The 10,920-nt window shown below is 66.5% G+C and carries 12 protein-coding genes; 5 read left to right on the top strand and 7 right to left on the bottom strand.

Annotated features, from left to right (window positions below; genetic code table 11):
- Window positions 1-172 precede the first annotated feature (172 nt).
- From ACTHJR_RS05570 to ACTHJR_RS05555, 4 genes are all read right to left on the bottom strand, one after another.
- Window positions 173-1,438, bottom strand: a complete 1,266-nt coding sequence (locus ACTHJR_RS05570; RefSeq protein ID WP_440522133.1) for a hypothetical protein — start codon at window positions 1,436-1,438, stop codon at window positions 173-175.
- Window positions 1,439-1,601: 163 nt separating this feature from the next.
- Window positions 1,602-3,527 (bottom strand): 1-deoxy-D-xylulose-5-phosphate synthase, encoded by a 1,926-nt coding sequence (gene dxs / locus ACTHJR_RS05565; RefSeq protein ID WP_440522132.1) that lies wholly within the window; start codon window positions 3,525-3,527, stop codon window positions 1,602-1,604.
- 44 nt (window positions 3,528-3,571) lie between these two features.
- Window positions 3,572-4,081, bottom strand: coding sequence for a hypothetical protein (locus ACTHJR_RS05560; protein WP_440522131.1), 510 nt, complete (start codon window positions 4,079-4,081; stop codon window positions 3,572-3,574).
- Complete coding sequence (locus ACTHJR_RS05555; protein WP_440522130.1) at window positions 4,069-4,539, bottom strand: hypothetical protein; 471 nt, start codon at window positions 4,537-4,539, stop codon at window positions 4,069-4,071. The genes ACTHJR_RS05560 and ACTHJR_RS05555 overlap by 13 nt, the downstream gene beginning before the upstream one ends.
- Before the next feature lie 61 nt (window positions 4,540-4,600).
- Here ACTHJR_RS05555 and ACTHJR_RS05550 point away from each other — a divergent pair, with 61 nt between their 5' ends.
- The 5 genes from ACTHJR_RS05550 to ACTHJR_RS05530 are packed head-to-tail and all read left to right on the top strand — an operon-like array spanning window position 4,601 to window position 8,287.
- Window positions 4,601-5,161, top strand: a complete 561-nt coding sequence (locus tag ACTHJR_RS05550) for a GbsR/MarR family transcriptional regulator (protein ID WP_440522129.1) — start codon at window positions 4,601-4,603, stop codon at window positions 5,159-5,161.
- A 12-nt stretch (window positions 5,162-5,173) separates the two neighbouring features.
- Window positions 5,174-5,863, top strand: a complete 690-nt coding sequence (locus ACTHJR_RS05545; protein WP_440522128.1) for a DUF4166 domain-containing protein — start codon at window positions 5,174-5,176, stop codon at window positions 5,861-5,863.
- Window positions 5,863-6,267, top strand: coding sequence for a hypothetical protein (locus ACTHJR_RS05540; protein WP_440522127.1), 405 nt, complete (start codon window positions 5,863-5,865; stop codon window positions 6,265-6,267). The genes ACTHJR_RS05545 and ACTHJR_RS05540 overlap by 1 nt, the downstream gene beginning before the upstream one ends.
- Complete coding sequence (locus ACTHJR_RS05535) at window positions 6,264-7,421, top strand: NAD-dependent epimerase/dehydratase family protein (protein WP_440522126.1); 1,158 nt, start codon at window positions 6,264-6,266, stop codon at window positions 7,419-7,421. Before ACTHJR_RS05540 ends, ACTHJR_RS05535 begins: the two co-directional genes overlap by 4 nt.
- Before the next feature lie 8 nt (window positions 7,422-7,429).
- A complete protein-coding gene (locus ACTHJR_RS05530) occupies window positions 7,430-8,287 on the top strand; it encodes a hypothetical protein (protein ID WP_440522125.1) in 858 nt (285 codons plus the stop codon).
- Between the two features lie 39 nt (window positions 8,288-8,326).
- Here the strand turns inward: ACTHJR_RS05530 and ACTHJR_RS05525 are convergent, their stop codons facing one another.
- From ACTHJR_RS05525 to rpsI, 3 genes are all read right to left on the bottom strand, one after another.
- Complete coding sequence (locus tag ACTHJR_RS05525; RefSeq protein WP_440522124.1) at window positions 8,327-9,184, bottom strand: alpha/beta fold hydrolase; 858 nt, start codon at window positions 9,182-9,184, stop codon at window positions 8,327-8,329.
- Between the two features lie 154 nt (window positions 9,185-9,338).
- Complete coding sequence (locus tag ACTHJR_RS05520) at window positions 9,339-10,037, bottom strand: hypothetical protein (protein ID WP_440522123.1); 699 nt, start codon at window positions 10,035-10,037, stop codon at window positions 9,339-9,341.
- A 415-nt stretch (window positions 10,038-10,452) separates the two neighbouring features.
- On the bottom strand, window positions 10,453-10,920 hold a 468-nt coding region (gene rpsI, locus ACTHJR_RS05515; protein WP_440522122.1), incomplete at its 5' end, for a 30S ribosomal protein S9.

Genomic DNA, 10,920 nt, shown 5'->3' with positions numbered 1-10,920 from the left:
CGGGGCGCTGCCCCCCCCCGCGTCACTCCGCCCCCCCCCCCCCCCGGCCGTGGGGCGGGGGCCCCCCCCCCCCCCCCCCCGCCCGGCCCCCCCGGCCGGCCCGCCCCCGCCCCCGGGCGCCCCCCCCCCCACGGCCGGGGTGGCGGTTATTGGTGCGGCGCCGACGGAACTTCTAAAGAACGAAGTCCCCCGCCCCCAGCGTCACCGCCCCGTCGAGCCGGATCAGCATCTCCGGCGCCGGATCGGCGTTCAGATTGACGGCGACCCAAGTCACATTCCCATCGACCCAGCTGATCACTTGTCCCGGCCCGGTGAAATGCCCGCCCGACACGAACATTAGATGCTGGTTGAGCAGCAAATCCGGCCGCGCGTCGATCGCTGAGAGGTCGATCTTGTCGCCATCCGCCTGGCTGAAATCGGTGATGCGGTCGGCGGTAGCGGCGGTCGCGCCCGAATCGCCGGCACCGAACACGAAGTGGTCGGCCCCGCCGCCGCCAGTCATGACGTCCTGGCCCGTGCCACCGGTGATCGTATCGGCACCGGCCAGCCCCACCAACATATCCCCCGCCGGATCGCCGTTGATCGTCAGCGGGATCGGTTGCGGCATGGCATAGCCGCTGCCGTAGAGCGGCGTGCCGTATCCGGCATAGGCCTGGGCAATGACATATTGCGTCGTCGCCGCATCCATCCAGGCCGGCGTGCCGAGCGCGCTCATATAAGTGGTCGGCGAATGCGCCCCGATCGGGTTCAAAGCAAATAGCTGCGCGCCGTCGTAAGCGGGCAGGACATAATCGATCCCGGCCGACACGACGCCGTTGATCCGCACCGGGTCGTTCGCCGCGGTATAGCCGGTGAAATGGCCGTCGAGCGCACGGGCATCGAGGCCGTAGTGGAGCGCGGCCGATTGCTGCCATAGCGGCGCGCCGAACCCGACGAAATCCGCCCGGGCGTCGGTCGACACAGCGCCATTAGTCGCCAGCGCATAGGCACAGACATATTCGGAATAGCCGGCGCCGAGCGAGTGGCCCATCACATGGATCCGCGCGCCGGCATAACTCGGATTGTCGAGCAGTCCCTGATAAAGCGCAACCGCGCTCGCCGCCTCGTCGAGCGGAATGTCGAGCAGGATCGCCTCGCCCTCGACCGCGTCGTCGCCGGTCGCCCCGGTGAAGGTCAGGATGACATCGGTGATTTTCCCGCTCGCGTCGCGCTTGTCGACGATGCCGGCGAACATCGTTCCATCGCTCGACCGGATCGTCTGCACGTCGCCATAACCGTTTCCCAGCGGGATCGCGGCGCCCGGCGCCTGCTTGTCGAGCAATTCCCAAGCGCTGCCGAAATAGACCTTGTCCTGCAGCGTGACGTTGCCCGGATAGGATTGTGCATGTGCGCCCGATATCGCGCAGGCCAACACCAGTGCCACGGTCAGATACCGCATCGGAGCTCTCCCTCTCCCGTCGCGTGGCCGGACTTGCGCCGGTCCATCGCCGATCGGGAGAAGCTAACGCGATTTCAGTCCGCGAGCCGCCGTCGAAGGTTGTGCGCGGTGGCGATAAGAATGTGCCGCGAGGATTGGCCGACGGGCGGCGAGGCGTTCCGCGTCAGGCTCTTGCCCCATCCGCCACGCTCGCTTCATTATAGCGTAGCGCTTTCAGGACGGTGTCGACGATGTGGTCGGCATCGAGCCCGGCCTCGGCATATTGCGCCTCGGGCTTGTCCTGGTCCTGGAAGATGTCCGGCAACCGCATGGTGCGCAGCTTGAGCCCCGCGTCGATCAGCCCCGTATCGCTCGCCAAGGTCAGCACATGCGCGCCGAGCCCGCCGACCGCGCCTTCCTCGATCGTCACCGCGACCTCGTGCGAGGTGAGCAGGCGGCGGATCAACTCCTCGTCGAGCGGTTTGGCGAAGCGCAGGTCGGCGACCGTCGTCGACAGCCCGCGCGCGTCGAGCGCGTCGGCCGCCTTCAGCGCCTCCTGCAATCGCGTACCCAGCGACAATATCGCCACCTTCTTGCCGTCGCGGACGATGCGTCCCTTGCCGATCTCCAACCGCTCGGGAGTGTCGGGCAGCGCTACACCGACCCCGCTCCCGCGCGGATAGCGCACCGCGATCGGCCCGTCGTCGTGGAGCGCCGCGGTGTGCGTCATATGCACCAGCTCGGCCTCGTCGGCGGCGGCCATCACGATAAAATTGGGGAGCGTCGCGAGATAGGTGACGTCGAAGCTGCCGGCATGGGTCGCACCATCCGCGCCGACCAGCCCGGCGCGGTCGATCGCGAAGCGGACCGGCAGGTTCTGGATGGCGACGTCGTGGACCACCTGGTCATAGGCGCGCTGCAGGAAGGTTGAATAGATCGCGCAGAACGGCCGCATGCCCTGCGCGGCAAGGCCGGCGGCGAAGGTCACAGCGTGCTGCTCGGCAATACCGACATCGAACGTCCTGTCGGGATGCGCCTTGGCGAAGCGATCGATCCCGGTCCCCGAGGGCATCGCCGCGGTGATCGCGACGATCCGTGGATCGGCATCGGCTTCCTTGATCAACTGGTCGGCGAAGACATTCTGATAAGCCGGCGGTCCCGGCGGCGCCTTGGCTTGCGCGCCGGTGATGATGTCGAATTTCTGGACGCCGTGATATTTGTCGTCGGCATTTTCGGCCGGGGCATAGCCCTTGCCCTTCTTGGTCACGACATGGACCAGGATCGGGCCGCGTTCGGCGTCGCGGACATTCTCGAGCACCGGAATCAGATGGTCGAGATTATGCCCGTCGACCGGGCCGACATAATAGAATCCCAGTTCCTCGAACAACGTCCCGCCGGTCATCCAGCCGCGGGTGAATTCCTCCGCCTTCTGCGCGGCGTTATGGACGCGGCGCGACAGCTTGGCGGTGACGCGCTTGGCGAGGTTGCGCAGCCCGAGATACTCGCTCGAGCTGACCATCCGCGCGAGATAGGCCGATAGCCCGCCCACCGGCGGCGCGATCGACATGTCGTTGTCGTTGAGGATGACAACCAGGCGGTTGCCGGCGGCCTCGGCATTGTTCATCGCCTCATAGGCCATGCCGGCGGACATCGCGCCGTCGCCGATCACCGCGATCGCCTTGCCCGGCTTGCCCACCAATTTGTTGGCGATGGCGAAGCCCAGCGCCGCCGAGATCGAGGTCGAGGAATGCGCGGCGCCGAACGGGTCGTATTCGCTCTCGCTGCGCTTGGTGAACCCCGACAGTCCACCGCCCTGACGCAAGGTGCGGATGCGGTCGCGGCGCCCGGTCAGGATCTTGTGCGGATAGCATTGATGCCCGACGTCCCAGATCAGCCGGTCGTCGGGGGTGTTGAAGACGTAATGGATCGCCGTGGTCAGCTCGACCACGCCCAACCCCGAGCCGAGATGCCCGCCGGTGGTGCCGACCGCCGAGATCGTCTCCGCGCGCAATTCGTCCGCGAGCTGGCGCAATTGCTCGGGCTTGAGCTTGCGCAGATCGGCAGGGGTCGCGACGGTATCGAGCAACGGCGTCGAAGGAAGTTCAGCCATCGGACCGCCTTACCCGAGCGTAAGCCGGGTGTCGATTGATCGAGTTATCGCAGCCATTTGATCATCGCCGGGAATTGTTCGCCTTCCTCGTGCGGGAAACGCGCGAGCCCGTAATATCGTAGCATCGGCAACCCGATATAATTGCCGTCCGCGAAGATTTGCTGGAGCCATTCGCCTTCTCCGCGATAGGCATCGGGATGGAACGCCACGCGCCCGTCGAGCCCGGCCGCGATCGCGGCGGCCCAGGACCAGGCGGTCGCGCCCATCTCGTCGCCCCGTGCGGTCGGGGCGAGGCTGAAGTCGCTCACCGTGGAGCGAAGCGCAGGATCGGTCATCGCGATATGCCCGCCTTCGTGCAGCAAGTCGCCCGGCCGTTCCAACCGCGCCGGATCGTAGAGGATCACCCCGTCGCGCACGGTCATCGCCGGCAGGACGGTATCCTCCGCCAAGGCCGCCTCTGCCGTCGGAATGCCGATCCCGTCGAGGAACGCGACGATTCGGGCGACCTGCTCGGCGATCGTCGGCCATTCTCCCGCTTCGGTCAGCGCAGCCATTTGATCATCGCCGGATATTGCTCGCCACCATCGGCAGGCCGACGGGCCAGGCCATAATATTGCAGCATCGGGACGCCGATATAGCGCCCCGCGGCAAAGTTCTCCGCGATCGTTTCGCCGCCGTTGCGATAGCCATGATCGTGGAACACCACGCGGGGATCGATGCCCGCCGCGAGCGCCGCGGCGTAGGACCAGGCGATCGCCGCCATCTCGTCGCCACCGTCGCTGTCGAAGGACTCCACGGTCGGGCGCTGCGCGGGATCGGTTACCGAAATGTGCCCCGCTTCGTGCAGCAGATCCCCCGGCCATTGCAGGCGATCGGGATCATAGAGCAGGCGCCCCTCGCGCACTGCGATGGCGGGCAGGAAGCCGTCCTCGGGCAGGGAAGCGCAATCCACCGCGATTCCCACCCGGCGCAGGAAATCGACGATCGCGGGCAAGGCATCAGCATGTTCCACCGCGCGATCGATACCCCGTCGCCGGGTTGACGCCAAGAAGTTTCTGTCATATATTTCTGTCATGACAGAAATTACGAACAACTCGGATCTCCTGCCTCCGGCGGTGCTCCAGTTCGTGCTGCATTGGGGCGAGATGGGCGGGCAATGGGGCGTCAACCGCTCGGTCGCGCAGATTCATGCCTTGCTCTATCTGAGCGAACGCCCGCTGACCGCCGAGGACATCAGCGACACGCTCAGGATCGCACGCTCCAACACGTCCAATTCGCTCAAGGAGCTGATGGGCTGGAAGCTGATCCGCCGGGTGCCGGTGATGGGCGACCGCCGCGACCATTATGAGGCGGAAGTCGATCTCTGGCAGATGCTGACCCGGATCGCCCAGGGCCGCAAGGAGCGCGAGATCGATCCCGCGGTCGCGGCGCTCGGGACCTGCGCCGACACCGCCGCGCGCGATCCCCGGATCGGTCGCATCGCGCGCCAGCGGATCGACGACATGCGCGATTTCGTGATGACGATCGACGATTGGTACCAGCAGATGATCGAGGTCCCGCCCAGCCGGCTGATGATGCTGATCGGCATGGGCAAGCGCGTCCTCGCCTTCCTGCCGAAAGCCAAGGCGAAATAAGGGAGACGGGCGATGGCGAGCATGGCCGATGCGTTCCTGGACCGGCGTTTCGACGGCTGGACGCGCTGCCCCGCTCCCGCCGCCGACGAGCGGGATTGCCCGTTCGTCCGCCTGCTCGGGCGCGAGGCATGGCTCAGCCTGCCGCTCGCGGTGCGCCGCCGCTTCCTCCGGCACGTCACCGCGGGCGCGTGCGTGACCTATGTCGGCGAAGTCGCGGAATGCCGGATCAGCGTTGGCGGCCGCGTGCTAGCGAACCTCGTCCGCCTGGTCGGCGCGCCACTGCCGCTCCACGATAATACCGGTGTTCCCGCCTGCGTCAGCGTGACCGAGGACATCGCCGGCGGCGGACAATATTGGACGCGACAATATGGCCGCCGCGACGGCTTCCCGCAGGTAATCCACAGCGCCAAGCGTTTCGCGGGGAAGACGGGAATCGAGGAATATCTCGGCCTCGGTCTCGGTATCGCGCTCCGGCTGAGCGCGGAGGATGGGGCGCTGGTGTTCCGGGGCGATCATCTGTTCATCGCTTTCGGTCGCCGCCGGCGACTATGCCTGCCGCGCTGGCTCAAGCCGGGCGACCTCACCGTCGCGCATATCGATCAGGGCGGCGGCCGCTTCGCCTTCACGCTCGACCTCGTCCATCCCTGGTTCGGCGAGTTGATTCACCAGGTCGCGATTTTCGCGGATGAGGGAATAGGGTGATGCCAAGCGGCCGCCGCGTGATACTCGGGATCATCGCCGCGGCGATGTGCGCGCCGCTACTCTTTTCTATCGGACTGTTTCTCGATGCGGCTTGGGCGCACCCGCCGCTGGATGTGCGCACCGCAATAACCTCCACGCCGTTCGTCTTGCTCTTCGGCTTTTTGATCACGATCATTCCCACCCTGCTATTTGCGCTTCCCGCGTATCTACTGCTTCGGCTGCGATGGCCGATGCGCTGGTGGCACGCCGGATTGGCGGGCGCCGTGATCGGCGCGGCACCCATCGTCCTGTCGGTGCCCAATCTCCCGGAACTGGCAACCTGGGCTGGAATAGGCATGGGAAGCGGTCTGGTGTTTCGCGCCGTGGTCGGCCCCGACCGACGATTGGCGGAGACGCGCGAATGAGCCGCATTCTAATCATCGGCGGCTATGGCACGTTCGGCGCGCGGCTGTCGCGACGGCTGGCGGAACGCGGGCACGCAATATTGGTCGCCGGGCGCGATATCGCCAAAGCGACCGCCTTCTGCGCCGCGCATCCCGGTTGCGACCCCGTCCGGGCCGATCGCGAGCGCGGCATCGGCATGGTGATGGCGCAACTTCGCCCCGACCTCGTGATCGACGCCGCCGGGCCGTTCCAGGGCGGCGACCGCATGGTCCCCGACGCCTGTGTGGCGATGCGCATTCCCTATCTCGACCTCGCCGACGCACGCGATTTCGTCACCGGAATCGGCGCGCTCGACAAGGAAGCGCGCGCCGCCGGCGTGGCGATCGTCAGCGGCGCATCGAGCGTCCCCGCTTTGTCGGGCGCGGTGGTACGCCATCTCGCGCAGGGGCTCGCCAGGGTCGACGCGGTCGACCTGCTGATCGCCACCTCGAACCGTGCCAGCGCGGGGGAATCGGTCGCGCGCGCGATCCTGTCCTATGTCGGCCGGCCCGTCCGGTTGTGGAACGGCGAGGCCTGGACGGTCCGTCATGGCTGGCAGGACATGCGCCGGGCGACGATCGATGTCGCCGGCCTGAAGCCGCTGCGCCGCCGCCTCGTCGCGCTGGCCGAGGTGCCCGATCTCGATTTGCTCCCCGCGATGCTTCCCGGCCGGCCCGCCGTGACGTTCCGCGCCGGCACCGAACTCGCCTTGCAGATGCGGGCCTTGTGGCTGCTGAGTTGGCCGGTCCGCTGGCGCTGGATCACGTCGCTCGCCGGGATCGGGCGCCTGCTGATGCCGCTCTATCGCCTGATGCTTCGGTTCGGCGGCGATCGCTCGGCGATGCAGGTGGTGCTGCGCGCGGGTGGGCTCGAGCGACGCTGGTCGCTGATCGCCGAACAGGGCGACGGTCCGGAAATCCCGACGATGGCCGCCGAATTGCTGGCGGAGGACATCCTCGCCGGGCGCGTCGCGCCGGGCGCGCGCGACGCCTCCGCTCTGCTCACGCTGGATCGTTTCGAGCCGCTGTTCGCTAGCTTCGCGATCCGGCACGAAATCCGGGAAACATCATCGATATTGCCCGGATCGGCGTCCGCGGCCGACGTACGCGTCCCCCCGAAAAGCAAGGCAGCCTGATGAATCGCATGATACGGATCGCGACCCTTCTTCTGCTGCCCGTTCTATCCGCTCAGGCGGGAACCGCAGAACCGAAGCCGCGCATCGGCGACATGTACCGACTCGAGCGCGTGAGCGAATCCATCGAGCAGCGTGATGGCGGCATGGCGGGTAGCTCGTATGACCGTGACGCCCTCATCGAGCGCGTGATCGCGACCGGCGATACCGGCACGGAACTCGAATTCGACCTGCCCAACCCCACCGCGCAGGACCGCGACATTACCTGGCAATTGCCCGCGCGGGTATTGAGGCCCGTCAACGGTCCGCTGCGATTGCTCAACGCTGCCGAACTACAGGTGCGTGCCGACCGCTGGCTCAAGCGCGCCAAACTCGACCGCACCGCCTGCGGCCATTGGGTCTTCACCTGGACCGCTGTCCGGATCGAATGCGATCCGCAATCGGCGATCGCGATGATCGGCCAGGTCGATTGGGGCGCGGTCGAGCTTCGCGACGGCGCTTCCTATCGGAGTCCCCTTGCGCGCGCACCGGCGCCGCTGACCCGGAAAAGCACCGGCCCCGGCGGCGCGACGTTTACCGTAGACTTGGCGATCGACCCCGACAAGATTCGAGAAGGTCGCGTCGAGGCCGATCTCGTTACTGCTGAAATCATGCGCAAACCGCTGACGCGCGACGAGGCCGTTCGCGCCCATTCGAACGAGGACATTTCGGGCACCATTGCGACGACCTTCGACACCGACCCGGATGGGCAGCCATGGCGCCGCACGACGGTGACTCGGGCAGTGATCAAGGGAACTGACGGCAAGGTCGAAACGCGCACCACGACGGAAACCCTGACGCGGAAACTCGTCCCCCGGCGCGGGTCCTGAAGCGGGAGGCGGCCCGTCGCCAGGCCGCCTCCCCCTCGGTTAGACCTGCTCGGCGATCAGGATCGGCTGTTCGGCCACCTCGCCCTTGATGAAGGCGAGCAAATCGGCATTGAACTTCTCGGGCATCGTCTCGGCGAGGCCATGCGGGGCGCCCTCGTAGACCTTGAGCGTCGCGTTCGGCAGGATCTTGCTCGACTTCAGCGCGGCCGCCGCGATCGGCACGATCTGGTCGTCGTCGCCATGGATGACGAGCGCGGGTACATCGATCTTCTTGAGATCCTCGGTGTAATCGACTTCCGAGAATTCGTGGACGCAATCATAATGGCCCTTGAGGCCGCCTGCCATGCCCTGGAGCCAGAAATTGTCGCGTAGCCCGTCCTGCACCTGTGCGCCGTCGCGGTTGAACCCATAGAAAGGCATGGTCAGGTCCTTGTAGAATTGTGCGCGATTAAGCGTGCCGGCGCGAATGCCGTCGAACGCCTCGATCGGCGTGCCTTCGGGGTTGCCCTCGCTCTTCAGCATGATCGGCGGCACCGCGCCGACCAGCACGATTTTGGCGACGCGCGCGGTGCCGTGGCGGCCGCAATAATGCGTCACCTCGCCGCCGCCGGTCGAATGGCCGACCAGGACGATGTCCCTGAGGTCGAGCTGCTCGATCAGCTCGGCGAGATCGTCGGCATATTGGTCCATGTTGTTGCCGTCCCAGGTCTGGGACGACCGGCCATGGCTGCGGCGATCGTGCGCGATGGTGCGGAAGCCGAGATGCGCGAAGTCGACCAGCTGGCGATCCCACGCTTCCGACGACAGCGGCCAGCCATGCGAGAACAGGATCGGCTGTCCCGACCCCATATCCTGATAATAGATCGTCGTACCGTCGCGGGTGGTGATGGTCGCCATGATCGTCTCCGTTCGAGTCGCCCGCCCCGGCACGATCGCGATGCTATCACAGCGATCGCGAGGCGCGGCCCGCAAATTCCTGCAAGAGGTTTGCGCAATCCGCATGACGTTCGCGATCGTGAAAGGCACATGCCAAAAACGCCGAGCCGCTAGACTAAGATGCCGGCGCCTGGCGCAGCCAGGTGATCACGCGCTTCTGAACCAAAGGCCCATCCTCGCCTTGGCGGTTTTCCATGTCGAACCGCGAGACGATGCCGGTCGGAATGTCGACCGTGACGTTGATGGTGCCCACCAGATCGAGAGCCGTTTCATCGATGGCCGGAGGCTTCTTGCTCGCGTCGATCCGCGCCGCCAGCACCTTCATCACCCGTTGGAGCTCCGCCGGATCGACCGACTCATGATCGAGGAGTCTCACCGATTGGCCGTCCGACCCCAGCAGCGTCACCTTGGCGCGCACGTTGACGCTGGTATCGAACATCGCAATCGGCATCTGAACCGCGGCCTCGCGGCTTTCCCCGATCGCCATCGAAAAATCGGACCATGAGAAGATCGGAACGATGTTCTGCATGATCACGTCCGGCGCTCCTTCGGCCGTGACCTGGTCGAAGCGCGCGATCAGAAAAGCCGTGACTTTGTCGGCGATCGCGGCGGTCCCGCCGGGCTCGGCCATCAGTAGCGGCCGCAAGTCCTTGACCGTTGTCTCCATCGCTGCGCGCGTAGCCGGCCAATCGCGCGCGCGAACGATCCTTCCCGTCGCATCGACGTCAAACGCCACCGGATCACCGGTGAAAGGCTTGATCATCGGTGCCATCATCGGCGAGCGCATCTCCGGCGGCAGGCTGGCGGGGTCCATTCGCCAATAGAGCGTGAAGCCCTGATCGGCCTTTTCGTAGCGCAGTTCCTCGACCCAGACCGCTGGCCGCGGCATCGTCGGCTTGCCGTCCTTGTAGCGTTGGGTGCTGATTTGAAAGCGCAGCACGCGCCCCAATGGTGGGGCGAATTTCACAGTCACCCGTGCGGGCGCGGCAGCGGTGTCGGCGGCCCGGGCGGACGCGGGCGGGACGACGCCCGGGGTCGCCGCCGCGAGGATCGCCGCAGCCGCCCGCCACCGAAAATGCCGAATCGTCACCCCCTTGATTTCTCGCCGCCAGCTTTGCCCGCATCGCGCCGCCGCGCCAGACGAAAAAGGGCGGCCCGTTGCCGGACCGCCCTTGTTCCTTCGGTGGCCAATCTTCGGAGTGCTTGCGCAATCCGAAGCCGCCCGCGTCCTAGCGCTTCGAGAACTGGAAGCTGCGACGCGCCTTCGCGCGGCCGTACTTCTTACGCTCGACCGTACGGCTGTCGCGGGTCAGGAACCCGGCGCGCTTGACCGGGGTACGCAGCGACGGCTCGTACTTGGTCAGCGCCTGGCTGATGCCGTGCTTGACCGCGCCGGCCTGACCCGACAGGCCACCGCCCTTGACGGTGCAGACGACGTCGTACTGGCCTTCGCGGCTGGTCACGCCGAACACCTGGTTGATCACCAGGCGCAGCGACGGACGCGCGAAATAGACTTCCTGGTCACGACCGTTGATCGTGATCTTGCCCGTGCCCGGCTTCAGCCAGACGCGCGCGACGGCGTCCTTGCGGCGGCCGGTCGCATAAGCGCGGCCGAACTTGTCGAGCTCCTGCGCGCGGAGCGGCGCGGTCTGGACCGGCTCGTCGATCTTGCCGGCGAGATAGTCGTCGGCGCGCTG

Origin of the sequence: Sphingomonas sp., from assembly GCF_051962185.1 — a bacterium.
Classification (GTDB): domain Bacteria; phylum Pseudomonadota; class Alphaproteobacteria; order Sphingomonadales; family Sphingomonadaceae; genus Sphingomonas.
This window is presented reverse-complemented; position numbering and strand designations above follow the sequence as displayed.

Excerpts from the sequence above, each read along its gene's own strand:
- ACTHJR_RS05570 (WP_440522133.1), bottom strand. The coding sequence starts at position 1,438 with ATGCGGTATCTGACCGTGGCACTGGTGTTGGCCTGCGCGATATCGGGC.
- dxs (WP_440522132.1), bottom strand. The coding sequence starts at position 3,527 with ATGGCTGAACTTCCTTCGACGCCGTTGCTCGATACCGTCGCGACCCCT.
- ACTHJR_RS05560 (WP_440522131.1), bottom strand. The coding sequence starts at position 4,081 with ATGGCTGCGCTGACCGAAGCGGGAGAATGGCCGACGATCGCCGAGCAG.
- ACTHJR_RS05550 (WP_440522129.1), top strand. The coding sequence starts at position 4,601 with ATGACAGAAATTACGAACAACTCGGATCTCCTGCCTCCGGCGGTGCTC.
- ACTHJR_RS05545 (WP_440522128.1), top strand. The coding sequence starts at position 5,174 with ATGGCGAGCATGGCCGATGCGTTCCTGGACCGGCGTTTCGACGGCTGG.
- ACTHJR_RS05540 (WP_440522127.1), top strand. The coding sequence starts at position 5,863 with ATGCCAAGCGGCCGCCGCGTGATACTCGGGATCATCGCCGCGGCGATG.
- ACTHJR_RS05535 (WP_440522126.1), top strand. The coding sequence starts at position 6,264 with ATGAGCCGCATTCTAATCATCGGCGGCTATGGCACGTTCGGCGCGCGG.
- ACTHJR_RS05530 (WP_440522125.1), top strand. The coding sequence starts at position 7,430 with ATGATACGGATCGCGACCCTTCTTCTGCTGCCCGTTCTATCCGCTCAG.
- ACTHJR_RS05525 (WP_440522124.1), bottom strand. The coding sequence starts at position 9,184 with ATGGCGACCATCACCACCCGCGACGGTACGACGATCTATTATCAGGAT.
- ACTHJR_RS05520 (WP_440522123.1), bottom strand. The coding sequence starts at position 10,037 with ATGGACCCCGCCAGCCTGCCGCCGGAGATGCGCTCGCCGATGATGGCA.